Here is a 24,480-nt window from a genome sequence, read left to right on the forward strand (position 1 = left end):
CGTCACGGTTCGAACCCGGACATGTCGACCGCGAACAGTGCGAGGAAGACGGTGATAGCGATAGTGAAGGCGATGTATCCGCACGCCATACTGACCACCAGGACTGTCTTCCATGCGACCTGTCGTCGACGACGACGCAGGGCACCGACGGTGACAGCGACGGCCGCGAAGAAGGAGACGACCGTCAGGACCTCGTAGCTGTAGTGCAGGGCACCGATCCCCGCGGCCGAGAGTGCGCTGCCGGCGATCCCCACTCCCCAGGACAGGTAGCCGCCGGCGATGACACCCAGCACGGAGAGGGCGAACCAGTGGAGCGCCTTCTTGACCATCGTCACAGACATGTGACGCAGGCTACACTGTGGGCATGTCTGCTTTCCAGGACCGTCCCCACACCGCGCTGCTGGTCATCGACCTGCAGAACCTCGTCGTCGACGGTGCGTTCCGTCGGGACGAGGTCGTCGGCACCGTGAAGAACCTGGCCGACCGGGCGCGCGAGGAGGGCGTTCCCGTGGTCTGGGTCCAGCATCAGGCGGAGCATCTCCCGCCAGACACCCACGACTGGGAGTTCGTCCCCGAACTCCAGCAGCAGGACGGGGACAGGCTCGTCCCGAAGACCTACGGAGACGCGTTCGAAGGCACGATTCTCGAGGATGTCCTGAGTGATCTCGGCGTCGGACACATCGTCGTCACCGGTGCGGAGACCGACGCGTGCATCCGGTCCACCATCCACGGCGGTTTCGCCCGTGGTTACGACGTCACCCTCGTGGCTGACGCGCACACCGCCGGTGACAAGACGCAGTGGGGTGCACCGCCCGTGGAGCAGGTCATCGACCACACGAACCTCTACTGGAGCCACCAGGCTGCGCCCGGGAAGACTGCCGCCGTCGAGACGTCCGACCAGGTGTCGTTCACGACCGGTTAGTGCGTTGACGCCGGCGTCGTCTCTGCGGGTTCCGCGGTGGTCCCGGATTCGGCGGACGCAGGGGACTCCTCGGGTGCCGCGGCCGACGGACGGCGCTGCCAGGTTGACGCCGTATGCATCGCCTGCTCCAGTGGGCCACGTCGGAAGTAGCGCTTCCACACCATGCAGAACACGAGGGAGATGCCGAGGTAGCAGGCCAGCGGCAGCAGTGAGGCGCCCGGTTCGTCGTGGACGTCAGGCAGCCAGTGGTTGATCGCGGCAGAGACCGACGCCTGGCCGACGTAGACGGTGAATGCGCACGACCCCAGGGCGGCGAGCGGGAACGCCCACCGGCCGAGGTAGTCGCCGGCCCACAGGCACAGGGTCACCAGGACCAGGCTGATCCCGGTATTGAGCAGCAGGTCGGGGGTGGAACCGGAGTGGGCACCGCTGAGAAGGAGGTCCCCGGCGGAGGATGTGCTCCCCATCGAGGTGCTGAAGAGGCGCCATGCCCCGAACACCGTCGTGTCCGTGGCGTCCGCCAGGTCTCGCAAGGGCAGATCCATGAGCTGCATCATCATCGGCCTGACATCGAAGACCGTCACCATGACCCAGGTGAAGACGCCGGAGGTCACGGCGGCGACAGCGCCGACGAACAGCCAGATGGCGCGTTTCGTGCCGTCCACGCCCACCGTCATCACGCCCATGCCGAGCACGATCACCGGCAGCCAGGTCAGCGTGGGGTACATGCCGTCCAGCAGCAGGGCCCGTACCGCCACACCGATCCCCTCCAGTGAGGTGAAGTGGTCCAGGCGGGGGACGACGGCGAGTTCGTCGCCGGTCATCGGGAAGACGTTCTGCCGCAGCCAGTAGGACAGTAGCGGCAGGACGACCGTGCCTGCCGTGCCGAGAGCGATCAGCGTCGGGCCGCTGAGGGAGACCAGTGCGGTGCAGAGCAGGAAGGACGCGCCGAGGGTCGACAGGACGATGATCATGTCCGGCCCGGCGGAGGCGAGCAGGATGCCGATGACGAGGAGGATCAGGCCGCGGACGGCGATGCGTCGGCGGATCTGCGGGACCGGGACGCCGGTCGCGAGACCACGGCTGGTCATCAGCGCCATGGACATGCCGGAGAGGAAGGCGAAGAGGATGGACGGCCAGCCCGTCATCCAGGGCGCCCAGGATGCGGGACCGAAGTGGTCTGCGGTCATGCCGACGATGGCGACGGCCCGGGCGAGGTCCAGGCCGATGATGCGGCTTTTCTGTGTGTTCATGGTGGTCACGGACTCTGAGAATGCCAGCTGCGGCGCCGGCGGTCGTCAGCCCCGGGTATGACTCTGTCGTCGGCGGGGTATGACCTTGTGCGCTCCCGTACGCTGAACCACATGACTGACAAGCGGGAGGCCCCCAGCAGCAACTGGTTCACCGGCGGCGCGGAGTACGCGACGTTCCGCCCGTCCTACCCCACGCAGGTGTCCGGCTTCCTCGCGGGGCGTACCCCGTCGACGGGGCTGGCGGTGGACGTCGGCTGTGGGACGGGGCAGCTGTCGGTGCAGTTGGCCGACTACTTCGACCGGGTGCGTGCATTCGATCCGAGTACGTCCCAGATCGGTTCGGCGACGGAACACCCGAACGTCTCCTACGAGGTGGCGTCCGCCGAGTCGTTGCCGGTGGCGGACGGGACGGCTGACCTGGTCACTGCAGCGCAGGCCGCGCACTGGTTCACCTTGCCGGACTTCTACGCCGAGGCGCGTCGGATCGGACGTCCCGGCGCGCTGATCGCGTTGGTCAGTTACGGGGTCCTGAGGATTTCGGACCAGGACGTCCAGGAGCGTTTCGGGCGGTTCTACTACGACGAGATCGGCCCGTACTGGGATCCGGAGCGTCGGTACGTCGACGAGGGTTACCGGACGATGCCGTTCCCCTTCGACGAGCTCGAGGCCCCGGAACTCAGTATCGACGCCGACCTGGACCGTGAGGAGTTCCTGGGCTACATCGGGACCTGGTCGGCGGTGCGGAAGGCAGAACAGCAGGGTCGGTCCGACCTGTTCCAGAACTTCTCGTCGGACATCGTGGACGTCTGGGGCGACAACGGTCGCCCGCGCCAGGTGTCGTGGCCGGTGACGGTGCGGGTCGGGCGGCTCGGGGAGGCCTGAGCGGAGGCCTGAGCGGTAGGTCACAATCGCGTTGACATGTCAACTACCTCCGATATGGTGGACACGTCAACTACTCTCCGTATGAAAGGCCGCGAGGTCCCCGCTATGTCTTCGACCGTCAGTAACGTCGTCATTCTCCTGGCGCGCATCGCCCTCGGTGTCACGCTCTTCGCCCACGGCTGGCAGAAGTTCTTCACCAACGGCATCGACGCCACAGTCCAGGGTTTTGAGTCCATGGGTGTCCCTGCGGCCACGGCGTCGGCGGTCTTCGCCGCCGTCGTTGAACTGGTCGGCGGTGCGCTGCTGGTCATCGGGCTGCTGACCCCGCTGGTTGCGCTCCTGGTCGTTGTCGACATGGCCGGTGCCTTCTGGTACGCCCACCGTGCGGCCGGCACCATCTTCGTCGGCGACGGCGGCTACGAACTGGTTCTGGTGCTCGCTGCCGGGGCGGCCCTGGTCGGCGCCGTCGCCGGAGGACGGTACGGAGTGGACGGGCTGCTGCGTCGGCGCCGGCGTGCGGTCGCACGGTGAGTGGTCCAGATAACACTATGTAAAAATAGTGGTCGTCATCACTGGTGAAAAGAGTTACGTTGGTCCGTGGCAACGGAAGTACCGACGAACCACTGCCCGGGAGGCACTACACCATGACCACCACAGCAACCACCAGCAACGCCTACGCCGCTCCGGGGACCGACGGGTCCCTCGTGTCCTTCAAGCCCCGGTACGAGAACTTCATCGGCGGGCAGTGGGTCCCCCCGGTCGACGGTCAGTACATCGAGAACATCAGCCCGGTCGACGGCAAGGTGTTCACCGAGGTCGCCCGGTCGCAGGCCGCTGACGTCGACAAGGCGGTGGACGCCGCCCACGTCGCTGCCCCTGCCTGGGGCAAGACCAGTGTTCAGGAGCGTTCGCGGGTCCTGCTGAAGATCGCCGACATCATCGAGGAGAATCTCGAGATGCTCGCCGTCGCCGAGACCTGGGACAACGGCAAGTCCGTGCGCGAGACGCTCGCCGCCGACCTGCCCCTGGCCGTCGACCACTTCCGCTACTACGCCGGGGCGCTGCGCGCCCAGGAGGGCACGCTCTCGCAGATCGACGAGAACACCGTGGCCTACCACTTCCATGAGCCCCTCGGCGTGGTCGGCCAGATCATCCCGTGGAACTTCCCGATCCTCATGGCCGCGTGGAAGATCTGTCCGGCACTCGCGGCCGGCAACGCCATCGTGCTCAAGCCCGCCGAGCAGACCCCCGCGTCGATCCTGCTGGTCGCCGAGCTCATCTCGGACGTCCTCCCGGACGGTGTCCTCAACATCGTCAACGGCCTCGGCGAGGAGGCCGGTGCCGCGCTGACGGCCAATGACCGGATCGCCAAGATCGCCTTCACCGGGTCCACCGAGGTCGGCAAGATCATCAACAAGTCGGTGGCGGACAAGCTCATCCCGGTCACCCTGGAGCTCGGCGGGAAGTCGCCGAACGTCTTCTTCGGCGACATCATGGACGCCGACGACTCGTTCCGGGAGAAGACCCTCGAGGGCCTGGCGATGTTCGCCCTGAACCAGGGCGAGGTGTGCACCTGTCCCTCGCGTGCGCTGATCCAGGAGGACATCGCCGACGAGTTCCTCGATCTCGCCGTCGAGCGTGTGCGCTCCATCAAGGCCGGCAACCCGTTGGATCCGTCGACGATGATCGGTGCGCAGGCGTCGCTGGAGCAGATGGACAAGATCACGGGTTACCTCAAGTCCGGCCCCGAGGAGGGCGCCGAGGTGCTCATCGGCGGTGGCGTGCGCACCGTCGAGGGCCTGGAGAACGGTCTGTACGTGGAGCCCACGATCCTCAAGGGCAACAACGCCATGCGCTGCTTCCAGGAGGAGATCTTCGGCCCGGTGCTTGCCGTGACCACGTTCAAGGACTTCGACGAGGCCATCGAGATCGCCAACGACACCGACTACGGTCTCGGTGCCGGTGTCTGGGCCCGCGACGGCCGCACCGCCTACCGTGCCGGGCGTGCCATCGAGTCCGGCCGGGTGTGGGTGAACAACTACCACTCCTACCCGGCGCACGCCGCGTTCGGCGGCTACAAGAAGTCCGGCATCGGCCGGGAGACCCACCTGATGATGCTGGACCACTACCAGCAGACGAAGAACCTGCTGTGGTCCTACGACGAGAACCCGAACGGCCTGTTCTGATCCACCCGGTTCATGGCGCGTACCCTTGTGGGCGGACGAGTAGTCGACCACACAGGAGGTACCACCCATGTCTGACCAGAAGAAGCTCACCGGACGCACCGTCGTCGTCCTGGCCACCGACGGTTTCGAGGACTCCGAACTGACCTCCCCGCGTGATGCGGTGTCGGACGCCGGAGCCGACATCGTCATCGCCACCCCCGGTGGAGAGACGATCACCGGCAAGAACGGTACCGAGGTGCCCGCCGACGCCAGGACCGCCGATGTCGAGGCGGCGACCGTCGACGCCCTCCTGTTGCCCGGGGGAACCTCCAACGCGGATGCGCTGCGTCTCGACAAGGACGCTGTCGCGCTGGTCCGCGGTGTCGTCACCGCCGGTAAACCTGTCGGCGTCATCTGCCACGGTGCCTGGATCCTCACCGACGCGGACGTGCTGAAGGGCAGGACGCTGACCTCCTTCCCCAGCCTGAAGACCGACCTGGTCAACGCGGGTGCCACCTGGGTGGACGAGGAAGCGCACACCTGCGAAGGGCCCGCGGGCGCCGGCACGATCGTCTCGTCCCGGACACCGGACGACCTGCCGGCATTCGACGACGCCGTCGTCGCAGCATTCTCCGCCTGACATCCCGTCCGGGGGCTCCTTTCCTGGGGCTACACACCTGAGCCCGGTGTGGTTAGGATCGGGGAATGAGTGGAATGCGACGCAGCAGACACAGCACGTGGAAGCCGGTCCTGGCCCTCGGGGCCGCGGCTGCACTGGTCCTGGCGGGATGCCAGATGCCGGATGATGATTCCGGCGGGGAGGGGGACACCACCGGCGGTGCTGCAGGAGCCGCCGGTTCCACGGGTTCTCCCGAGCCTTCGGCCACGTCCATTGCGCCGGCGACACCGGACACCTGTGAGGAAGCGGACACCATGACCGAGGACGGGGCTGACGCTGCACCGGCAGAGCCCTCCGCTTCCTCGTCCGCACCGGCCACGGCGGCGGAAGAACGCGACATCTCCACCAACCCGGAGATCCCCACGGGGTACCGGCAGGGCATGACCCCGGTCCAGACCGACAACTTCTCCGTCTCGACCGCGAACCCCCTCGCCACCGAGGCGGCGTGTGAGGTGCTCCGTGACGGGGGAGACGCCGCGGATGCGCTGGTCACCGCGCAGTTCGTCCTGGGACTTGTCGAGCCGCAGTCCTCCGGGATCGGAGGAGGCGGCTACATCCTCTACAACGACGCCGAGTCGGGGGAGCTGACCGCCATCGACGGGCGCGAAACGGCACCGATCGCCGCCACGGGCACCTATCTCAGCCAGGTGTCCCGCGAGGACACGAGTTCCCCCACCCCGGACGCACGTAGTTCGGGGCGCTCCATCGGGGTCCCCGGGATCGTCGCCGCCCTCGGCGAGCTGCATGAGGACCACGGGTCGACTGACTGGGCGGACCTGCTGGCACCTGCGGAAAGTATGGCCACAGACGGCTTCCGCATCAGCGAGCGGATGTCGGCGTCGATCAAGGGGTCCGAGGAAAGCCTGAGCCGTGACCGGGACGCCAGGGCCTACTTCCTGGACGGTAACGGGGACGCCAAGAAAGCCGGGGACCTGCTGAAGAACCCGGAGTACGCCGCAACGGTCTCGACCCTCGCCGACGGCGGCGCCGACGCCCTCTACACCGGCGATCTCGCCCGCCGCATCGTCGAACGCGTCAACAGTCGTGACGGTGGCACCACTCCGGGAAAGATGAGTACCGCCGACCTCGCCGCCTACTCGCCGGAGACCCACGACGCGGTATGCGGACCCTACCGTGACACGGTGGTCTGCGGGATGCCGCCGTCGAGCTCGGGAGGGATCACCGTTCTCAGCGCCCTGGGCATCCTGGAGAACGCCGACCTGGGGCAGTACACCCCGTCGGACGTCACCGCCGACGGTGCGGTCCCCGACGCCGAGGCTGTCCACCTCATCAGTGAAGCGGAGCGACTGGCGTACGCCGACCGCGACACCTATGTCGCAGACACCGCCTTCACACCGTTGCCCGGAGACTCACCCGATGCCCTGCTCGACGCGGACTACCTGCGCAGCCGGTACGAGAGCATCGATCCGGAGGTCTCGATGGGGGAGGCCGACCCAGGCGAACTCGAGATGGCGGTGGCGAAGGGTGCGGACCAGCCGGAACACGGCACCAGTCACGTCAGCGTCATCGACGGTGACGGCAACGCGGCATCGATGACCACCAGCGTGGAGGCCGCGTTCGGGTCCTTCCACATGGTCGGCGGCTTCATGCTGAACAACCAGCTCACGGACTTCTCCGAGGACGCCGTCGACGAGGACGGCAACCCGGTGGCCAACCGGGTGGAGGGGGCGAAACGGCCCCGGTCCTCGATGGCGCCGACGATCATCTTCGACCGTGAGGACGGCGACGGTGGCGCCGACGGCGGTCGCGGCGACGTCCGGATGGTGCTCGGCTCCCCCGGGGGAGCCGTGATCCCGCAGTTCGTGGTGAGGACGATCGTCGCGCTCGTCGACTGGGGCATGGACCCCCAGCAGGCCGTCGGCTCACCCAACGTCGGCGCACGGAACAACGACGAGACCGGTGTCGGGGGCGAGCACCCCCTGATCGGCGGTGGAGAGGCCGCCGACCGGCTCACCTCCGGTCTCGAGGACCGCGGGCATGACGTCACCACCGAGGAGCAGTCCAGTGGACTCTCCGCCATCGTCCGGCAGGAGGACGGCACGCTCGTCGGAGGGGCAGACCCCCGCCGCGAAGGCATCGTACTGGGTGGCTGAGCAGCGCCGGGAGGCCGGTGCGACGGCTACTCGGTCGATTCCGTGGCACCGGCCCACTGGTTGATGCCGCGGTCCACCGCCCACCGGTCGATCTCGGTGAGTTCCCCGTCGGTGAAGGACAGGTTGTCCAGGGCGTCCAGCGAGTCGTCCAGCTGATGCACCGAGGACGCGCCGATCAGGGCACTGGTGACCTCCGGCCGGCGCAGCACCCAGGCGATCGCCATCTGCGCCAGGGACTGCCCGCGCTGCTCCGCGACGGCGTTCAACGCACGGATCGCCTCGAGGGTCTCGTCGTTGAGGAAGGACTCCGACATCTTGTGGTCGCCCAGGCGTGACCCCTCCGGAACCCCGTCGAGGTACTTCCCGGTCAGGAGGCCCTGTGCCAGGGCGGAGAAGGCGATCACGCCGAGGCCCTCGTCGGCGCAGGTGGCCAGCAGCTCGTCCTCGACCCACCGGTTGAACATGGAGTAGGACGGCTGGTGGATCGTCAGCGGGGTCCCCAGCTCACGTGCCACCTCCGCAGCCTGCCGGGTGAGGGCGGGGGAGTAGGAGCTGATGCCCACGTAGAGTGCCCGACCTGACCGCACCAGATGGTCCAGGGCGCTGACCGTCTCCTCGACGGGCGTCTCGGGATCGGGGCGGTGGTGGTAGAAGATGTCGACGTAGTCCAGGCCCATCCGTTTCAGGGAGGCGTCGCAGCTGGCCACGAGGTACTTCCGGGAACCACCGAAACCGTACGGGCCGTCCTGCATGTACCACCCGGCCTTGGAGCTGATGACCAGCTCGTCGCGGTAGGGCCGGAAGTCGGAGGCGAGGATCCGGCCGAAATTCTCCTCCGCCGAGCCCGCGGGCGGGCCGTAGTTGTTCGCCAGGTCGAAATGGGTCACGCCCCGGTCGAAGGCGCGCCGGAGGATTGCCCGCTGGGTGTCGAGGGTGCGGTCGGCTCCGAAGTTGTGCCACAGGCCGAGGGTGATCGCCGGGAGCTTCAGCCCGGAGCTGCCGCTGCGGTTGTAGGGCATGGCAGCGTAGCGGTCGTCGTCGGCACGGTAGATGTCGGGGAAGGAGTCGCTCATGCACTCCGAGAGTACGCGCGATCGTGTATCCTGCGTATCACTTACATTCGCTACCTGAAGGAGTTGAGCGTCCACCATGGACGATGGTCCTTGTCCGAGTATGAAGGGCGGCCACAGCCGCCCGCCCCGTGCAACGTCCGCACCGGCCTCAGGGGGTGACCGGTGAGCCCGTTGCTGATGCTGCTGCTCGGCATCGTCCTCATCCTGGCCCTCATCGTTGCCAACGGTTACTTCGTGGCCCAGGAGTTCGCCTACATGTCGGTCGACCGGGCCCGGCTCCGCGCACTGTCCGCCGACGGTGACGCCTCCGCCGCGCGTGCCCTCGCCGTGACCAGACGGACGAGCTTCATGCTCTCCGGGGCACAGCTGGGTATCACCGTCACCGGCCTGCTCGTCGGCGAATTCGCGGAACCGCTGATCGGCGGTTCCGTCGGGGAGATGATCGGTGGCGCGGGCACCGCCGCCGTCGCGGCCACCGTCACCCTGCTCGTCGCCACGGTCGTGCAGATGATCTTCGCCGAGCTGTACCCGAAGAACCTCGCCATCGCCTCCCCGGAACCGCTGGCACGCGCACTCGCCCGGTCGACGCAGGCCTACCTGTTCCTCTTCGGCTGGCTCATCGCCTTCTTCGACTGGTCGAGCAACGCCCTGCTGCGGCTCGTGGGGGTCACCCCCGTCGAGGACGTGGACTCCACCGCCGACCGGAAGGACCTGGGGCGCATCGTCGCCGATTCCCGTGCATCCGGTGACCTGCCCCGGGAGTTGTCGATGCTCATCGACCGCATCCTGGACTTCCCGGAGCGCACCGTGGAGCACGCGATGGTGCCGCGCGCGCGGCTGGGGGAGATGGATCCGGGCACGACCGTCGCCGAGGCGCGGGCGCGCATGGCGGGCGGGCACACCCGCTACCCGGTGCTGGGGTCGGTGGAGGACGCGGAGACCCACGAAGAGGAGGAGCGCCTCTACGGGGTCCTGCACCTCGAGGACGTCCTCGACCCCGACCTTGACCCGACGACCACCGTGGACCTGCTGGTCCGCGAATCCGTGGTGGTGCCCGAGGTGATGGCGTTGCCGGATGCGCTGGTCGCGCTGGAGGAGTCGGACAACCGCCTGGCCTGCGTGGTCGACGAGTACGGCGGTGTGTCCGGCGTGCTCACCGCGGAGGACCTGGCGGAGGAGCTCGTCGGTGAACTCACCGACGAGCATGACGCCCCGGAGCACCACATCAGCCGGGAGGCCGCCGCTCCCGGCGATGTCGAGACCTGGCGTGTCGCCGGGGACGAGCACCTCGACGAAGTCTCCCGCGTCCTGGACGTCCGACTTCCCGACGGTGAGTACGAGACGCTGGCCGGCCTGGTCATCGAGGAGCTCGGATCGCTGCCCGAGGTCGGCGACGTCATCCCCGTCCCGTTGCCGCGGGACCCGAGGGAAGTGGTCGACGACCGGCCGCAGAACCGTGTCCTGGTCGCTGAGGTGACCGAGATCGGCAACCACGTACCCACCGAACTACTCGTCCGTCTGGAGGTGACCGAGGATGAATGACCTGACCGTGATCCTGGTGACACTGCTGCTCCTGGTCGGCAGCGCCTTCTTCGTGATGATCGAGTTCGCGTTGCTCGGTGCACGCCGCCACCGGCTCGAGGAGGCCGCCGACAAGAGCGTGGCCGCCAGGGCCGCGCTCCGCGGCGTCAACGAACTGACCGTGATGCTGGCGGTCGCCCAGCTGGGCATCACCGCCTGCACCTTCGCCCTCGGCGCCGTGACGAAACCCGCGGTGTCCGGTTGGCTGAACCCCCTGTTCTCCGCGTGGGGGATCCCGGACGGCGCTGCCTACACCGTGTCCTTCCTCGTCGCCCTGCTGATCGTCACGTTCCTGCATCTGGTGATCGGTGAGATGGCGCCGAAGTCGTGGGCGATCGCCTTCCCGGAACGGGCGGCGCGGCTGGTGGCGGTACCGGCCCGCGGGTTGGCGTGGATCCTCCGTCCGCTGCTGCTGTGGATGAACCGGGTCGCCAACCGCCTGGTGAAGATCTCCGGGGTGGAACCCGTCGACCGCGCCGCAGCGGCGGGGCATGACGCGGCCACCCTGCGTCACCTCGTCGAGCACTCCGCAGAGGAGGGCGCGCTGGAGGCGGAGTTCCAGTCCCAGATCGCCGGTGCACTCGACCTGCAGCAGCGCACCCTCGGGGAACTGCCGGGGACCAGGGTTCCGCATCTGGCGTCCTCGGCGACGGTGGCCCAGGTGCAGGACGCCGCCCGGGAGACCGCGCAGATGCGCGTCCTGCTGGAGGTTCCCGAGGTCGGCACGACGGCACGTGTGCTCCACGTGCGGGACACCTTGCTGGAGGCGAGGACGTCACCTGCAGCTCCGTTGGCGCGGGACCTGCTGGTGCTCCCGGCGTCGATGCCGGTCCACGAAGCATTCCGCCGTATGCGTGAGGAGAGCGAACAGCTCGTCGGGGTCCGTGACGACAGCCGTGCCGGTGGCGGCGACGATGACGGTGGCGACGGTGGCAGCAGGCGCGACGGCGACGACCTGCTGCTCCCCCGGGTGGTCACGCTGCCCGAGATCCTGGCGTTCGTCCTTCCCCGGGACCCGGGTGCCGACCGGGGGACACCTCCGCAGCCGGTGGCCTGACCGCAGGCGGTGCCGTCGGGTCGTCGACGGGGAAAAGGCACCGTTCTGTGCCCGGGTTTCGTAGTGAACCCGGGCACAGGACGGTGCCTTTTCCGCAGAGCACAGCCCGCGGCCCGCGGTCACACCTCGGGAACCAGGTGCTCCGGGATGCGCATCGTGATGATCTCGTCCCGCGTCAACGCACCGTCTGCCAGCACCTCGGCGCTCACGTAGCGGGCGCGGTCCTCCGGCAGGGGAATCCTACGGACGTGGCTGAGGACGGAGTTCAGCCGCCCGTCGCCGGCCGCGGCGTTCTCCGGCGAACCCCAGGCGCGCCAGGCCAGTGCCGTCACCAGGGACGCCAGGGTCACCCCGGTGGGTTCGTACGGCGGGGCGGCCTCGGAGGCTGACCGGGGTGTTGTCGAACCGTCGGCGGAGAAGGCGCGGCTCGCCTCGCGGCCCTTCCGGGGTCGCACGTGCAGGTCCTGCTGGCCGATTCCCACGACCGTGCCGTCGGGGTTGCGGATGACCGAGGTGCAGCTGACGTTGAAGTACCCGTCGGCGGCGACCCGGTCGCGGATGGTCGCCACCAGATCATCGTCCACATCCACGGACAGCAGGGCGCCGTCCTGTCCCGGGTTGAGGAACTGGAAGGTTCCGGTCCGGGTCCAGGCCTCGTAGTCGAGGCCCATCCGCCGGGCCACGAGAGTGCCGAAGAGGATGTCGGTCATGGCGAACAGTGTGCCGCCGAAGGCCGCGTTGTTCGGGGTGCGGTTCATCGGGCTGAGCCGCAGGACGACCTCCCCGTGGGACCAGTCGTCGGCGATGTTGCGGAACCGGATCCCGGATCCGGCCAGTGGTGGCCAGAACCGGGTGACCTGCTGCAGCCCCCGCGGCGTCGAGAAGACGTACCGGGTGACGTAGTTCTCGACGGAGCGGTAGATGCGTACGGGCAGGGGCCGGCGTCGGTCGGTGCTGCGACGGGTGACCTGAGTCGTCATGGTCGGGTCTCCTGGGTCTCTTCTACGGGGAGGAGTCGTTCAGGGATGTGAAGCTCCAGGATCTGGTCGCGGCTCAACGCCCCGGTCGTGAGTGCTTCGGCGGCGACGTACCGTGCCTGGTCCTCGGGCTGGGGGATGCGTCGGACGTGGCTCAGGACCGAGTTGAGCTGGCCGCCACGGTCCGAGGCGTCGTCTGCGCTGCCCCAGGCACGCCAGGCGACAGCGGTGACCAGTGAGGCGAGGGTGATCCCGCGCGGCTCCAGCGGTGGGGCGGACTCCCCGACGCCACGCGCGGTGGTGGAGCCGTCCGTCGAGGTCGGGCGACTGGCCTCCCGTCCCTTGCGCGGGCGGACGTGCAGGTCCTGCTGTCCGATCCCTACGACGGTGCCGTCGGGGTTGCGGATCACCGAGGTGAAGGCGACGTTGTAGTAGCCGTGCGCATCCACCTTCTCGACGATGTTGTCGATCATGGCGTCGTCGACGTCGACGACGAGTTTCGCGCCGTTGCGGCCCGGGTTCAGGTACTGGAAGCTCCCCGTCCTGGTCCAGGCTTCGTAGTCCTTGCCGAGTCGCTTCATCACCAGCGTCCCGAACAGGATGTCGGTCATGGCGAACAAGGTGCCACCGAAGGCGGCACCGTGCATGTTCCGGTTCAGGGGGCCCAGGCGCAGGATCACGTCGCCCCGGGACCAGTCGTCGGTGATGTTGCGGACCTTCACCCCGGCACCGGCCAACGGCGGCCAGACGTCGAGGGACCGTTCGAAGGCCTGGGGGCCGGAGAACACACGCTTCATGACCTGCCCCTGGGCTTTACGGGCCAGCTGGCGAGCACGGGAGGTGTTTGTTCGAGAAGTCATAATATCTGTAACACTACATTCTGTCTCCGGTGCACGAGAACAATTATGTGAACATGGCAGGCTCAGCGGGAGCGGCGTAGTCTGTGACAGTGAAAGGAGCGATTCACACCATGAGTAACTTCACTGTCCCGGGCCTGTCCGAAGGCGACGCCAAGCAGGTCATCGACATCCTGCAGGAGAGGCTCACCGCCTACAACGACCTGCACCTGATCCTCAAGCACGCACACTGGAACGTCGTCGGACCGACGTTCATCGGTGTCCATGAGATGCTCGACCCGGAGGTTGAGCGCGTCCGTGGCGACGCGGACGACGTCGCCGAGCGCATCGCCGCCCTCGGTGGTGAGCCGGTCGGTACCCCGGACTCCCACGCGCCGGGTCGCGACCCGCTGCAGTACCCGATCAACAAGGGCACCGTCCAGCAGCACCTTGCCGCGTTGAACGAGGTCTACGACAGGGTCATCGTCGACACCCGTGAAGCGGACTCCGCTGTGGACCAGCTCGATCCGGTGACCGAGGACCTCATCGTGGGCCAGGTCCGCGAGATGGAGAAGTTCCAGTGGTTCATCCGCGCCCACCTCGAGGACGGTAACGGCAACATCTCCGGCGGCGCATAGTCGCGACCGTCCGTTTTCCCCGGTTGCCCCTGGCCAGCCTCTGGTCAGGCACCAGTCAGCCGCTGCCGGCCCTGTAGGGTCGGCAGCGGCTTCCCGGTGTCTTGGGGGAGGTCCGGGGCCCGCTCAGCGGGCGGGCCTGCATCGGCCGCCCTGACCCCTGCGCCATTCACTGTGCCAGTCTCTGGCCCCGGCACCTTACGGAGTTGAACCCACCCCATGACCATTGCCGCACCATCGCGTCCCGACGCCTCCCGAGACTCCGCGGACCTGCCGCGGCGTATGCCGCGGACCCGGCGGGGACAGATCATCGCCGGTGCCGCCGTACTGCTGGGGATGGTGTTGCTGGTCTGGCAGGTGGCGGGGGTGGTCGGGCACTTCCGGGAGAATTTCCTCTTGGATGTCGGCGTCTTCCGTGATGCAGGACGGGCCATTGTCGAGGGTGGGGGGCTCTACGGGGACGACTTCGACTCACGCAGCGGTTTCGCCTTCATCTACCCGCCGTTGGCCGCCGCACTGTTCGTCCCGTTGACCTGGTTCGATGAAGGCCTGATGGAGACCCTCTGGACGGTGGCCTCGCTGCTGGCGGCCTGGGGTGTGCTGGCGATGGTGGCCGACCGGCTGCGGCTGCGGTGGGCGCCACTGGTGGCGGTACCCTTGCTGGGCTTCGCCCTGTGTCTGGAGCCGTTGCAGACCCACCTGATGTACGGTCAGATCAACGTCTTCCTGGTGCTGATGGTCACCGCTGACCTGCTGGGGTACACGCCTCGGTGGTTGCGGGGAGCTGGTGTGGGTCTGGCGGCGGGCATCAAGATCACCCCCGCGGCCTATGCACTGGTGTTCCTCGTCTCGCGACGCTGGGGTGACCTGGCACGTTCGGCGGGGACGTTCCTGTTGACCGTCGTCCTCGGCTGGCTGATGCGACCGGCGGAGTCCCTGTTCTACTGGACCGAGGAGTTCTTCAACGGCGACCGTGGTGGCCCGCCGGAGTTCAACGCCAACCAGGCGATCACCGGACTGTTGGCCAAGGGAGGCGTGGACGGTGATCTGGCGCAGACCGTGATGATTCCGGGACTGCTGGTCATCGCCGTGCTGTCCGGTTGGGCCGCGTGGCGGCTGGTCCGGGCGGGGCGCCCCGTGACCACGCTGTTGCTGCTCATCCTGGCGGTGAGCATCTCCGCCCCGGTGGCGGTGACGCACCACTGGACCGGCATCATCGTCGCCGTCGGTCTGCTGGTGTCGCTGGTGCTGGGGGTCGAGGGGCAGCCGCGGGACCGGCTGACCCTGGTGGCCGTGTCGGTCCTGCTGCTGGCCAACCTGCTGCTCGACAACAGCGTGGGGACGCGGGAACCGCTCTACCGCATGTTCGAGGGAAACTGGCTGCTGGAGAACGTGCAGGGGATCGCCGGCGTCGTGTGTTTCGTCCTGTTGCTCGTGGTCGCACGACGCAGCACCCCGGTCGCCGAATAACACCCCTGTCGTTCCGCCCCTTAGTATGTGATCCGTAACTACCACACCAGACTCAGGGGTCACATGAGGTTCTTCGGCCGGCCGGCCGCCGTCGTACTCGCCACCACAGCTGCGCTCGCCCTGTCGTCCTGCGACAACACCGGGGACAGCGCCACCGGGGCAGCCGGTGTGACGACGGGGACCCTGCAACCGACCGGGGCCGGAGCTGCAGAGGCAGGGGAGGCCGACGAGACCGGGGACGTGGGGGACCCAGGCGAGGCCCCCGAGTCTGATGCCCCGTCCGGGCACGCGGACCCGGCGGTGCAGGACGCGGTCACCGCCCTCGGGACGCTGGAGGTCAAGGGGCGAGCCCCGAAGACCGGGTACAGTCGCGACCAGTTCGGACAGCGGTGGAAGGACACCGACCGCAACGGTTGCGACCAGCGTAACGACGTGCTGGCCAGGGACATGGCCGAGGTGCGGCGGGACGGGCCGTGCACGGTCCTCGCCGGCACCCTGGACGACCCCTACACTGCGACGACGATCAATTTCGTGCGGGGCCAGGACACCAGCACGGCCGTGCACATCGACCACATCGTCGCGATGTCCGACGCCTGGCAGAAGGGTGCCCAGCAGCTCACGCCGGAGCGTCGGGAGGAGTTCGCCAACGACCACCTCAACCTCCTCGCCGTCGACGGGCCGGCGAACATGCAGAAGGGCGACGGGGACGCGGCGACGTGGCTGCCGTCGAACCGGCCGTTCCGGTGCAGCTACGTCGCCACCCAGGTTCAGGTCAAGGCGAAGTACGGGCTGTGGGTCACCGCCGCGGAGCGCGACGCCATCGCCCGCGAGCTGGAGAAGTGCGGGGCTGACGGCATCGCGCCGGTCGACGAGGTCCCGCCCCCTGCCCCGGCGGCAGAGCCGGAGCCCGCGCCGGAGCAGCCCGCTCCAGCGCAGCCTGCCGCACCTGCCGGGGAACCGGGTGGGGAATCGGCGGGGGAGGTCTACTACGCGAACTGTGCGGCGGCACGTGCCGCCGGTGCGGCGCCGATCCTGCGCGGTCAGCCCGGGTACCGTGCGCAGATGGACGGCGACAACGACGGCGTCGCGTGTGAGTGAGTAGACGCCGCTCCGGTGGGTGTCTGGCCAGGGGCAGGCTCTACAGCAGCTGCCAGGCCGCCGCGGCGGCGAGTGCGCCGACCGCGTTGAGTGCCCAGTGCAGCCCGATCGGGGCGATCACGCTGCCGGTGTGGTGGCGCAACCAGGTCAGGCCCGCGCCAGCGGCAGCGGTGGCGACCACCGCACCGCCCACTCCCAGCCACTGTGCCGCCGTCCCGGATCCGAGGAAGGCGGTGAGGCCGGCGTTCGTCGCCGTCAGGTTCAGCGAGCTGGCGATGTGCCACAGGCCGAAGAGCAGGGAGCTGCCGAAGAACACCAGTTTCGTGCCGCCCATCCGGGCCAGGGTGCCGTGCAGGACGCCGCGGAAGGCGAGTTCCTCCGGCAGTACGGTCTGCAGCGGGATGATCACCAGGGCGGCGATGAGTGCTGTACGCAGGCTCGCGTAGGACTCGTTGAAGAAGAACTCCCTGGTGAACGGCAGGGCGACGGCGATGCCGACGCCGACGACCACCAGGGCGGCGGCGCCGACCCCGTACAGCAGCCCACGGCCGTGGGTGTGCCGGCCCAGCCCGAGGTCGCGCCAGGTCATGCCGTTGGCGCGTGCGATGACCAGCAGGATCGCCACACCGACCGGCACTGTGGTGGCGACGGCGGCGAGCTGCGAGAAGTGTGCCGTGACGTTGATCACGGCCAGGGCGGCGACGACCGCGACGACGTTGAGGATGTCGCGGGTGCGGATGCGCCGTGACGACACTGCGGCGGTGGCGGCGGTGGCGGTGGCGGCACCGGCGGCCGGGCCGGTGGTGCGGCGGCGCAGGAGGGACGACGGGGTGAAACGTGTGGTGGTCAGGCTCATTGCCGTCCCACGTTATACGGGGATCGGTGGTGGTCGCGAGCCCTCGGAGAGGTACGGCGTCAATCAACATGGACTCCGGACGCGACTGACAGCGAACCGACAGGAAAAGGGTGAGCCACGCAACGTTCCATTCGTGGGGACGGGGCGGGAATGGTTTTCGGCACCTGTGGCGTTACAGTATGGACACAACAGGTAGACAGATAAGTCTGTTCGGCCCCGTCGTCGCGTCACGTCACGTGCCGAGCCGCCGGACAGCATCAGGGCCCTCACCCCGTAGGGCCGGGAGAGACAGGTACACACGCATGTCGACAACACAGGAACACCGGAGCAGCCGCCTTCCCGGCTGGCTCACCGGGTTCGGAGCACAGGTCATCGCCGGCCTGATCATCGGACTCGCGCTCGGCTTCGTCGCCCGTGCCCAGGGCGCGGACCTCCCCGACGACGAACAGGGCTGGCTGGGCACCCTGCTCGACGAGGTCGGGTCAACCTACGTCACGCTGCTGAAGCTGATGATCCCGCCGTTGATCATCGCCGCGGTGATCACCTCGGTGGCGAACCTGCGCAAGGTCGCCAACGCCGCACGGCTGGCCGTGAGCACACTGATCTGGTTCGCGATCACCGCCTTCTTCTCCGTCCTCGTCGGCCTCGGCGTCGGACTGGTGATGAAGCCCGGTGAGGGGACGTCGGTGGACGCCGCCAGCGCCGCCGAACCGTCCAGCTCCGGGTCCTGGCTCGGCTTCCTCGAGTCCATCGTCCCGGACAACATCCTGGGCCTGGCCGCTTCGTCGAACTCGGACGGGGACATCGGACTGAGCTTCAACGTGCTGCAGCTGCTGGTCATCTCCATCGTGCTGGGTGTGGCCGCGGTGAAGGCCGGCAAGTCCGCCGAGCCGTTCCTGGCCGTCACGGAGTCACTGCTCACCGTCGTGCAGAAGGTCCTGTGGTGGATCATCCGCCTCGCGCCGATCGGCACGGGTGCCCTGATCGGCCACGCCGTCTCCGACTACGGGTGGGACGCCCTGGGGTCGCTCGGCAAGTTCGTGCTCGCCATCTACATCGGTCTGGCGATCGTCATGCTGGTCATCTACCCGGCCGTGCTCGCGTTCAACGGGCTGCCCGTCGTCGGGTTCTTCCGCCGCGTCTGGCCGGTGACCTCGCTGGGCTTCATCACCCGCTCCTCGATGGGCGTGATGCCCGTGACCCAGCGCGTCACCGAGCGGTCGATGGGTGTGCCCACCGAGTACGCGTCCTTCGCCGTGCCGCTGGGTGCCACGACGAAGATGGACGGTTGTGCCGCGGTCTACCCGGCGATTGCCGCCCTGTTCGTCGCCCAGTTCTACGGGATCGACCTGGGGGTCACCGACTACCTGCTGATCATCTTCGTGTCCGTGATCGGTTCGGCGGCCACCGCCGGCACCACCGGCGCCACCGTGATGCTCACGCTGACGTTGTCGACCCTGGGGCTGCCGCTCGCCGGTGTGGGCCTGCTGCTGGCCATCGAGCCGATCATCGACATGGGCCGCACCGCGGTGAACGTCACCGGCCAGTCGCTGGCCGCCACGGTGGTCGCCAAGCGGGCCGGGATCTGGGAACGTGGGATCTGGGACGCCGCCCAGGAAGGCGGGTTCGAAGGTGCTGCCGGGGAGGACAGCCACCGGGCCCACGTCGACCAGGAGGCAGTCGATGCCACTGAGGTGACTGAGGCCGCAGAGGTGAGCGCCGACGCGGACAAGGCCGGTTCTTCAGTGCGGGGTTGACGCCAACGGCGGCTACCCGGTCAGCCGGACGTGAGACCAGGCGTCGCGCAGCTCCGGGACGGGATCGGAGACGGTCTTCTCCCCGGCGTCGAAGATCTGTGTGGCGAAGTCGTCCCGGTAGGGACGCCACCCGGGGTCACCGTGGTGGATGAACTGCCGCCACCGTCGCTGCATCACCGTTGTCGTCGCCGCCATCCGGTCGCGCCCGCCGAGTGCGAGGGCGCCGGGACCACGCCCGGCGTCATAGCGTCCGAAGAGAATCGGCAGGTCGAGCGCGTGTGTCGCCCCGATGCCGGAGACGTCCAGTGACGGGGTCGACAGATCGAGCCGGTACATCCAGGCGCGACCGGACGGGTGCTGGGCGGCCAGCCGCATGGACGGGGCCGTGAACAGGGCGTCGCCCACGAACCTCCCGGCCTCGCCCCGGCGCCGGCCGTCGCCGTACAGCGAGGACAACACGGCGGGGCCGCGGTCGGCGTCGACGAGTGACGCGAACCCCTGTACCTGTCCCTGGAGTTCCCGTCGTGACATCCGGTTCCACCGCATCAGCACGTACTCGTCGAGGTTGGTGCCGATGAGCAGGGGGACGTCCAGCGGTGCGCCGGGTTCCAGTGGGTGGCGGGGCAGCAGATCGTCGAGGACGGGGGCAAAGGCACCGGCGATACCTGAGCCTCCCCAGGAGGCGGTGTTGAGCTTCTCGGTCAGCCAGGCGAGTTCCTGGTGCGGGGCCGTCAGGAGGTTGCTGTCCGGACGGTCGGCAAACAACTCCAGGGCCGTGTTGCTGAGGTTCCGTGCCTGTTCAGGGGAGTGGACCATTGCTGCGGCGGGGGACTGGGCGATGAATCCGGCGACGAGTCCGTCCATTCGGGGTGATGCGCTCAGTGCAGTCACCATTGCGCCGCCGCTCGACTCGCCCATGACGGTGATGCGGGACGGGTCGCCGCCGAAGACCCGGGCGTTGTCGCGGACCCACTCGACGGCGGTGATGATGTCGGACAGTCCGGTGTTGGTGTCGTACCGGTCGCTGTCCAGGGCATCGGCATGGCCGAGGGCGAGTTGGCCGACGATGCCGACCCGGTAGTTCACCGCGACGTAGACGGCGTCGGTGGCGGCGGCGAAGTACTCGCCGGAGAGCAGGGGTTCACGGGCGGAGCCGTGGATGTTGGATCCGCCGTGGAGGTAGACGACGACGGGTCGGTTCACGTGCCCGTCACTGAGTCCGCCGGTGCCCGGTGTGGTTCCGCTGCGAGGGACGACGACGTTGAGCCAGAGGCAGTCCTCGGATCCGACCCATCCGTGGCGGGCGTCGCGCCACTGGCTGCAGTATTCGCCGGGTCGGTCGGCGACGAATGTGCCGTCCCAGGGGGCCTTCGGCACGGCACGGCGGAACCGCAGTTCGCCGACGGGCGGCTCGGCGTAGGGAACACCACGAAAGGCCACGCCGTGGTTCACGGCGTGGCCTCGGAGGTCACCGGTGGTCGTGGTCACGGTCCACCGGTCGGCGACGGTAGTGCGGAGCGTCTGCGGTCCCTGGTGCATGGGGACCAGCCTAACCCTCAAGAGGTGGAGGGGATGAGTGCCCCGTCGGTGAAGAACTCCGACTCGATCTCGCTCACGGTCATCCCCAGCGCATTCTTCGCTTTGCGCACGACCGGGCTGCGCCCGACGGTGGTGACACCGGAGACGACGGACTCGCCGCCGGACCGGGACTCCAGGCTGAAGACCACGAGGTCCTCGTCCTCGCTGACCAGGACGAGCTCATGGTCGGAGGGATGGCTCGAGGGGCCGGGCTGGCCGCTCTGCACCGGCCGGCCGGTCGCGCCAGCGAGGTTCAGCATGAGCCCGTACTGCCGTGACCACCCCTTCGGGGGGCTGAGGAGGAAGCGGTCGGTGTCCTGTCCTGCCATCGTCAGCCCGACGATACCGCCGAGCAGACGGGCGGACCCTTCGTCCTCGGGGAGTGTGACGGTGCCGTCCTCGGCGTGGATCTCGACGCAGTCGCCTGCGGCCCAGACCCCGGGGACGGTCGTGCGACCGTACTCGTCGACGACGATTCCGCGGCCGACGTCCAGCCCTGCGGAACGGGCCAGCGACACGTCCCGGTCAAGGCCGACAGAGACCACCATGACGGCCGGATCCAGGTCGGCGACGGCGGCGCTGAGGTCGTCGTCGGAGAGCCCGCACCGGATGTCGATGCCGTGGGCGGTGTGCTTGTCGCGCAACCACCGGGCTGCGGCGGCGGGCAGGATGCGACGGCAGATGTCGTCCTGCGCCTCCAACACAGTGATGGTGGCGTCGGTCAGTGTCGACGCTCCCGCCGCTGCCTCGAGCCCCAGGATGCCGGCGCCGATGACGACCACGTTGTCGTCTGCGGTCAAGGACGTGAGCGTCTCCCGCAGGGACGTCGAGTGCTCCGGGGTGCGGATGTAGTGCACGTTCCGGCCCTCGAGCCAGGGGGTGTCGAGGTGGCGCGGCGAGGCGCCGGTGGCGAAGATCAGCTGGTCCCAGGCGTACTGCTCTCCGTTGACCGTGACGGTGCGGCCCGTGGTGTCCACGGCGTCGACCTCGCTGGACAGGTGCAGCGAGACGTCGACGTTCTCCGCCCCGTCGAAGACAGCGCCGGGGAGGGCGACGTCGTCGGCGCTCTTGCCGTCGATGAGGATGTCCTTGTTCACGGACGGGCGACGGTACGGGCGGTGGGATTCCCTGGTGAAGACATCCACGGTCGTCGGGCCGACAGTGTCCCCGGCCGCAGCGAGGAAGGCCTTGAGTGCCGAGTGGGCGGCCACACCACCGCCGATGACGGCGATGCGCTGGTGGTCGGGTTGAGTCATGAGCTGATCCTGTCTGTTTCTGTCTGCCTGGGGTGGTTCTGTGTGGTCGGGGAACGCCGTCTACTTGCGGCTGATCTGGACCATCTCGAAGTCGGCTTTCGCCGCTCCGCAGTCCGGGCACTCCCAGTCGTCGGGGATGTCGGCCCAGAGGGTGCCCGGGGGGAAGCCCTCTGCAGGGTCGCCTTCAGCCTCGTCGTAGATGTACCCGCACTGCAGGCATTCGTAGACTTTGTAGTCGTCCATGGTGAGCTCCTTTCCTGAGCTGGTAGACGGTGCAGCAGTCGCGGCAGTCATCTAGCTGACCTTGTCGAAGTCGACTTTGTCGCGGACGCCGCAGTCAGGGCAGAACCAGTCTTCAGGGACCTCGTTCTCCCAGTCGAACCCGGGGGCGAACCCTTCGGCCTGGTCTCCGGCCTCGGTGTCGACACGATAATCACACAGGGGGCACTGGTACACAGCCACGGTGGGCACCTGTCCTTTCTCTTCTCAGAATGCAGTTGGTGGGGAGGGGCTGGTCAGGCCGTGGGTGCGGGGCCGGCGGCTCCGCCGGCGCCGGCAGCGTAATCAATGGGCTTGCGGTTCTTCGGCCGCGGGATCACGTGGGTGGAGGGAACCCCGGGGCCGCGGTAGATGCCGACGATGCCGGGCAGCAGGAAGAACAGGGAGATCAGGATCAGCCAGGGGGCCACGGCGTGAAGGTAGGGCGTGCCGTAGGCGCCGAAGATGCCCAGTACGAGGGCGCCGGCACCGAACAGGCCGGACACCGTGCAGAAGAAGTAGTGCTTCTTCGGGTTCGTCATCTTCTGCGGCGGTGCCTGGTTCTCAGGGATGTCAGCGCCGCCGGTGGAGCGCAGTGAGTCGAGGTCGGGTGACTGGTTGCCGGGGTTGGCTGTGGCGGTCATGGCTCAGGACTCCTTTGCCGCAGCGGCGACGGGTGCCTTCTTGGCCCACTTGGCACGCAGCTTGGCGGCCTTGCGCGGGTAGAGGTTGGCGCGCTCGGTGTCGTAGTTGTAGTACTGCATCAGCCGCTTGTCCATGATGGCGAACCACAGGGGCGGGAACGACGCCACAGCGATCATCGTCGCGTAGCCCTGCGGAAGCTCCGGGGCGTAGACATCAGAGCGCAGTGACTGGTACCGGCGGGTCGGGTTCGCATGGTGGTCGGAGTGACGCTGCAGCTGGTACAGGAAGATGTTGGTGGTCAGGTTGTCGGAGTTCCAGGAGTGCTCCGGGGAGCAGCGCTCGTAGCGACCGTCCTCGAGCTTCTGGCGCAGCAGGCCGTAGTGCTCCAGGTAGTTGACGAACTCCAGCAGTGCGATACCGATGACTGCCTGGATCAGCAGGTAGGGCAGGATCCCGATACCGAAGCCGATGAGCAGGCCGCCCCAGATCAGGACGGTGATCAACCAGGCATTGAGCACATCGTTGTCGAGGTTGAACTGTCCCTTGCCACCGCGGGCGAGACGCTTCTTCTCGATGTCCCACGCGCGGGGGATCTGACGGGGGATGGACCGGATCAGGTAGGAGTACACGTTCTCGCCCATACGGGAGCTGACCGGGTCCTCCGGGGTGGCGACCTTCACGTGGTGGCCCTTGTTGTGCTCAACGTAGAAGTGACCGTAGGCGGGGACCGCCAGGACGATCTTGCCGAGCCAGCGCTCGAAGCTGCCCTTCTTGTGGCCGAGCTCGTGGGCGGCGACGATGCCGATACCGGACGTCATGCCCATGGTCCAGGCCAGGCCGGCCTTCTCGTACCATTCGAGGCCGCCGTAGGTCCACTGCCAGCAGCACATGATCAGGCTGGCGAGCATGAGCGGGAAGTACAGGTAGGAGATGACCCGGTAGTACTTGGTCTCCTCCAGCCACGGGACGAACTCCTCCGGCGCATTCTCGCCGTCGCGTCCGAGGATCGCGTCCCCGAACGGCACAATGATGAACACGGCGATGGGGCCGAGGAACCAGGAGGCGGAGATGAGAGCCTCAGGAGCGCTGATCGCCCGCATCCACTCGACGACGCCCCAGATGATCAGGGGCATGGCGGCGGGCACCATGCTGAGGATCCAGGCGTACTTCTTCTTGTCCACCCACTGCTGTTCCTCAGCAGTGAATCCGTTGTCTGTTGTGACGCCACCCGTGGTGGGTGACGTCTTCTTGTCTGTTGTCGTCATGGCTAGGCGACCTCCATCTGACTGGCGCGAAGTGTGTTGTGGAACACACACTATGTAAAGTGTGGTTCACAGTACAATATGTATTCGCGGAACACAATGTTTCTCGGAAAAAATCCGGATGGC

The 24,480-nt window shown here is 67.9% G+C and carries 24 protein-coding genes; 12 read left to right on the forward strand and 12 right to left on the reverse strand.

What is annotated here, in order from left to right; genetic code table 11:
- Positions 1-2: 2 nt before the first annotated feature.
- Positions 3-341, reverse strand: coding sequence for a hypothetical protein (locus tag PQI66_RS12485; RefSeq protein WP_339998731.1), 339 nt, complete (start codon positions 339-341; stop codon positions 3-5).
- Positions 342-364: 23 nt separating this feature from the next.
- On the opposite strand from PQI66_RS12485, the gene PQI66_RS12490 reads away from it, so the two are divergent.
- Positions 365-922: a cysteine hydrolase family protein gene (locus tag PQI66_RS12490; RefSeq protein WP_339998733.1), complete on the forward strand. Its 558-nt coding sequence runs from the start codon at positions 365-367 to the stop codon at positions 920-922.
- Here PQI66_RS12490 and PQI66_RS12495 read toward each other — a convergent pair.
- Positions 919-2,175 (reverse strand): DUF418 domain-containing protein, encoded by a 1,257-nt coding sequence (locus tag PQI66_RS12495; protein WP_339998734.1) that lies wholly within the window; start codon positions 2,173-2,175, stop codon positions 919-921. The genes PQI66_RS12490 and PQI66_RS12495 overlap by 4 nt on opposite strands.
- Before the next feature lie 111 nt (positions 2,176-2,286).
- On the opposite strand from PQI66_RS12495, the gene PQI66_RS12500 reads away from it, so the two are divergent.
- The 5 genes from PQI66_RS12500 to ggt all read left to right on the forward strand — a co-directional run bounded on the left by PQI66_RS12500 (position 2,287) and on the right by ggt (position 8,015).
- A complete protein-coding gene (locus tag PQI66_RS12500) occupies positions 2,287-3,057 on the forward strand; it encodes a class I SAM-dependent methyltransferase (protein ID WP_339998736.1) in 771 nt (256 codons plus the stop codon).
- Positions 3,058-3,162: 105 nt separating this feature from the next.
- Positions 3,163-3,588: a DoxX family protein gene (locus tag PQI66_RS12505; RefSeq protein WP_339998737.1), complete on the forward strand. Its 426-nt coding sequence runs from the start codon at positions 3,163-3,165 to the stop codon at positions 3,586-3,588.
- Positions 3,589-3,701: 113 nt separating this feature from the next.
- Positions 3,702-5,243 (forward strand): acetaldehyde dehydrogenase ExaC, encoded by a 1,542-nt coding sequence (gene exaC / locus PQI66_RS12510; RefSeq protein WP_339998739.1) that lies wholly within the window; start codon positions 3,702-3,704, stop codon positions 5,241-5,243.
- A gap of 67 nt (positions 5,244-5,310) precedes the next feature.
- Positions 5,311-5,862: a type 1 glutamine amidotransferase domain-containing protein gene (locus PQI66_RS12515; RefSeq protein WP_339998741.1), complete on the forward strand. Its 552-nt coding sequence runs from the start codon at positions 5,311-5,313 to the stop codon at positions 5,860-5,862.
- A 74-nt stretch (positions 5,863-5,936) separates the two neighbouring features.
- Positions 5,937-8,015, forward strand: coding sequence for a gamma-glutamyltransferase (gene ggt / locus PQI66_RS12520; protein ID WP_339998851.1), 2,079 nt, complete (start codon positions 5,937-5,939; stop codon positions 8,013-8,015).
- 26 nt (positions 8,016-8,041) lie between these two features.
- Here the strand turns inward: ggt and mgrA are convergent, their stop codons facing one another.
- Complete coding sequence (gene mgrA, locus PQI66_RS12525; RefSeq protein WP_339998743.1) at positions 8,042-9,088, reverse strand: L-glyceraldehyde 3-phosphate reductase; 1,047 nt, start codon at positions 9,086-9,088, stop codon at positions 8,042-8,044.
- A 162-nt stretch (positions 9,089-9,250) separates the two neighbouring features.
- On the opposite strand from mgrA, the gene PQI66_RS12530 reads away from it, so the two are divergent.
- Both PQI66_RS12530 and PQI66_RS12535 read left to right on the forward strand, forming a co-directional pair.
- Positions 9,251-10,630 carry a hemolysin family protein gene (locus tag PQI66_RS12530; protein WP_339998745.1) on the forward strand — a complete coding sequence of 460 codons (1,380 nt, stop codon included), beginning with the start codon at positions 9,251-9,253 and terminating at the stop codon, positions 10,628-10,630.
- Positions 10,623-11,726, forward strand: coding sequence for a hemolysin family protein (locus PQI66_RS12535; protein ID WP_339998746.1), 1,104 nt, complete (start codon positions 10,623-10,625; stop codon positions 11,724-11,726). The genes PQI66_RS12530 and PQI66_RS12535 overlap by 8 nt, the downstream gene beginning before the upstream one ends.
- Positions 11,727-11,845: 119 nt before the next feature.
- On the opposite strand, the gene PQI66_RS12540 is transcribed toward PQI66_RS12535, so the two are convergent.
- The gene (locus PQI66_RS12540) at positions 11,846-12,706 is read right to left on the reverse strand and encodes a PaaI family thioesterase (RefSeq protein ID WP_339998747.1); all 861 of its coding nucleotides are present in this window, start codon (positions 12,704-12,706) and stop codon (positions 11,846-11,848) included.
- The gene (locus PQI66_RS12545) at positions 12,703-13,563 is read right to left on the reverse strand and encodes a PaaI family thioesterase (protein WP_339998748.1); all 861 of its coding nucleotides are present in this window, start codon (positions 13,561-13,563) and stop codon (positions 12,703-12,705) included. The genes PQI66_RS12540 and PQI66_RS12545 overlap by 4 nt, the downstream gene beginning before the upstream one ends.
- A 110-nt stretch (positions 13,564-13,673) precedes the next feature.
- Here PQI66_RS12545 and dps point away from each other — a divergent pair, with 110 nt between their 5' ends.
- From dps to PQI66_RS12560, 3 genes are all read left to right on the forward strand, one after another.
- On the forward strand, positions 13,674-14,177 hold the full coding sequence (gene dps / locus PQI66_RS12550) for a DNA starvation/stationary phase protection protein Dps (protein WP_339998749.1): 504 nt from the start codon (positions 13,674-13,676) through the stop codon (positions 14,175-14,177).
- 216 nt (positions 14,178-14,393) lie between these two features.
- Positions 14,394-15,644 (forward strand): glycosyltransferase 87 family protein, encoded by a 1,251-nt coding sequence (locus PQI66_RS12555; protein ID WP_339998750.1) that lies wholly within the window; start codon positions 14,394-14,396, stop codon positions 15,642-15,644.
- Between the two features lie 63 nt (positions 15,645-15,707).
- Positions 15,708-16,742, forward strand: a complete 1,035-nt coding sequence (locus PQI66_RS12560) for a GmrSD restriction endonuclease domain-containing protein (RefSeq protein ID WP_339998751.1) — start codon at positions 15,708-15,710, stop codon at positions 16,740-16,742.
- 40 nt (positions 16,743-16,782) lie between these two features.
- On the opposite strand, the gene PQI66_RS12565 is transcribed toward PQI66_RS12560, so the two are convergent.
- The gene (locus PQI66_RS12565; protein WP_339998752.1) at positions 16,783-17,598 is read right to left on the reverse strand and encodes a CPBP family intramembrane glutamic endopeptidase; all 816 of its coding nucleotides are present in this window, start codon (positions 17,596-17,598) and stop codon (positions 16,783-16,785) included.
- 302 nt (positions 17,599-17,900) lie between these two features.
- On the opposite strand from PQI66_RS12565, the gene PQI66_RS12570 reads away from it, so the two are divergent.
- The gene (locus PQI66_RS12570; RefSeq protein WP_339998753.1) at positions 17,901-19,355 is read left to right on the forward strand and encodes a dicarboxylate/amino acid:cation symporter; all 1,455 of its coding nucleotides are present in this window, start codon (positions 17,901-17,903) and stop codon (positions 19,353-19,355) included.
- 12 nt (positions 19,356-19,367) lie between these two features.
- Here PQI66_RS12570 and PQI66_RS12575 read toward each other — a convergent pair whose 3' ends face one another.
- The 6 genes from PQI66_RS12575 to PQI66_RS12600 are packed head-to-tail and all read right to left on the reverse strand — an operon-like array spanning position 19,368 to position 24,357.
- Positions 19,368-20,894 carry a carboxylesterase family protein gene (locus PQI66_RS12575; RefSeq protein WP_339998754.1) on the reverse strand — a complete coding sequence of 509 codons (1,527 nt, stop codon included), beginning with the start codon at positions 20,892-20,894 and terminating at the stop codon, positions 19,368-19,370.
- A gap of 17 nt (positions 20,895-20,911) precedes the next feature.
- The gene (locus PQI66_RS12580; protein WP_339998756.1) at positions 20,912-22,189 is read right to left on the reverse strand and encodes an NAD(P)/FAD-dependent oxidoreductase; all 1,278 of its coding nucleotides are present in this window, start codon (positions 22,187-22,189) and stop codon (positions 20,912-20,914) included.
- 60 nt (positions 22,190-22,249) lie between these two features.
- The gene (locus tag PQI66_RS12585) at positions 22,250-22,432 is read right to left on the reverse strand and encodes a rubredoxin (protein WP_038545341.1); all 183 of its coding nucleotides are present in this window, start codon (positions 22,430-22,432) and stop codon (positions 22,250-22,252) included.
- Between the two features lie 51 nt (positions 22,433-22,483).
- The gene (locus PQI66_RS12590; protein ID WP_339998761.1) at positions 22,484-22,651 is read right to left on the reverse strand and encodes a rubredoxin; all 168 of its coding nucleotides are present in this window, start codon (positions 22,649-22,651) and stop codon (positions 22,484-22,486) included.
- 53 nt (positions 22,652-22,704) lie between these two features.
- Positions 22,705-23,091, reverse strand: a complete 387-nt coding sequence (locus PQI66_RS12595) for a hypothetical protein (RefSeq protein WP_339998763.1) — start codon at positions 23,089-23,091, stop codon at positions 22,705-22,707.
- A 3-nt stretch (positions 23,092-23,094) separates the two neighbouring features.
- The gene (locus PQI66_RS12600) at positions 23,095-24,357 is read right to left on the reverse strand and encodes an alkane 1-monooxygenase (protein ID WP_339998765.1); all 1,263 of its coding nucleotides are present in this window, start codon (positions 24,355-24,357) and stop codon (positions 23,095-23,097) included.
- Between the last annotated feature and the right edge of the window lie 123 nt (positions 24,358-24,480).

This window comes from Corynebacterium sp. USCH3 (genome assembly GCF_037619475.1).
Lineage (GTDB): Bacteria > Actinomycetota > Actinomycetes > Mycobacteriales > Mycobacteriaceae > Corynebacterium.

Coding starts and splice junctions, on each gene's coding strand:
- PQI66_RS12485 (WP_339998731.1), bottom strand. CDS start 341: ATGTCTGTGACGATGGTCAAGAAGGCGCTCCACTGGTTCGCCCTCTCC.
- PQI66_RS12490 (WP_339998733.1), top strand. CDS start 365: ATGTCTGCTTTCCAGGACCGTCCCCACACCGCGCTGCTGGTCATCGAC.
- PQI66_RS12495 (WP_339998734.1), bottom strand. CDS start 2,175: ATGAACACACAGAAAAGCCGCATCATCGGCCTGGACCTCGCCCGGGCC.
- PQI66_RS12500 (WP_339998736.1), top strand. CDS start 2,287: ATGACTGACAAGCGGGAGGCCCCCAGCAGCAACTGGTTCACCGGCGGC.
- PQI66_RS12505 (WP_339998737.1), top strand. CDS start 3,163: ATGTCTTCGACCGTCAGTAACGTCGTCATTCTCCTGGCGCGCATCGCC.
- exaC (WP_339998739.1), top strand. CDS start 3,702: ATGACCACCACAGCAACCACCAGCAACGCCTACGCCGCTCCGGGGACC.
- PQI66_RS12515 (WP_339998741.1), top strand. CDS start 5,311: ATGTCTGACCAGAAGAAGCTCACCGGACGCACCGTCGTCGTCCTGGCC.
- ggt (WP_339998851.1), top strand. CDS start 5,937: ATGCGACGCAGCAGACACAGCACGTGGAAGCCGGTCCTGGCCCTCGGG.
- mgrA (WP_339998743.1), bottom strand. CDS start 9,088: ATGAGCGACTCCTTCCCCGACATCTACCGTGCCGACGACGACCGCTAC.
- PQI66_RS12535 (WP_339998746.1), top strand. CDS start 10,623: ATGAATGACCTGACCGTGATCCTGGTGACACTGCTGCTCCTGGTCGGC.
- PQI66_RS12540 (WP_339998747.1), bottom strand. CDS start 12,706: ATGACGACTCAGGTCACCCGTCGCAGCACCGACCGACGCCGGCCCCTG.
- PQI66_RS12545 (WP_339998748.1), bottom strand. CDS start 13,563: ATGACTTCTCGAACAAACACCTCCCGTGCTCGCCAGCTGGCCCGTAAA.
- dps (WP_339998749.1), top strand. CDS start 13,674: ATGAGTAACTTCACTGTCCCGGGCCTGTCCGAAGGCGACGCCAAGCAG.
- PQI66_RS12555 (WP_339998750.1), top strand. CDS start 14,394: ATGACCATTGCCGCACCATCGCGTCCCGACGCCTCCCGAGACTCCGCG.
- PQI66_RS12560 (WP_339998751.1), top strand. CDS start 15,708: ATGAGGTTCTTCGGCCGGCCGGCCGCCGTCGTACTCGCCACCACAGCT.
- PQI66_RS12565 (WP_339998752.1), bottom strand. CDS start 17,598: ATGAGCCTGACCACCACACGTTTCACCCCGTCGTCCCTCCTGCGCCGC.
- PQI66_RS12570 (WP_339998753.1), top strand. CDS start 17,901: ATGTCGACAACACAGGAACACCGGAGCAGCCGCCTTCCCGGCTGGCTC.
- PQI66_RS12575 (WP_339998754.1), bottom strand. CDS start 20,894: ATGCACCAGGGACCGCAGACGCTCCGCACTACCGTCGCCGACCGGTGG.
- PQI66_RS12580 (WP_339998756.1), bottom strand. CDS start 22,189: ATGACTCAACCCGACCACCAGCGCATCGCCGTCATCGGCGGTGGTGTG.
- PQI66_RS12585 (WP_038545341.1), bottom strand. CDS start 22,432: ATGGACGACTACAAAGTCTACGAATGCCTGCAGTGCGGGTACATCTAC.
- PQI66_RS12595 (WP_339998763.1), bottom strand. CDS start 23,091: ATGACCGCCACAGCCAACCCCGGCAACCAGTCACCCGACCTCGACTCA.
- PQI66_RS12600 (WP_339998765.1), bottom strand. CDS start 24,357: ATGACGACAACAGACAAGAAGACGTCACCCACCACGGGTGGCGTCACA.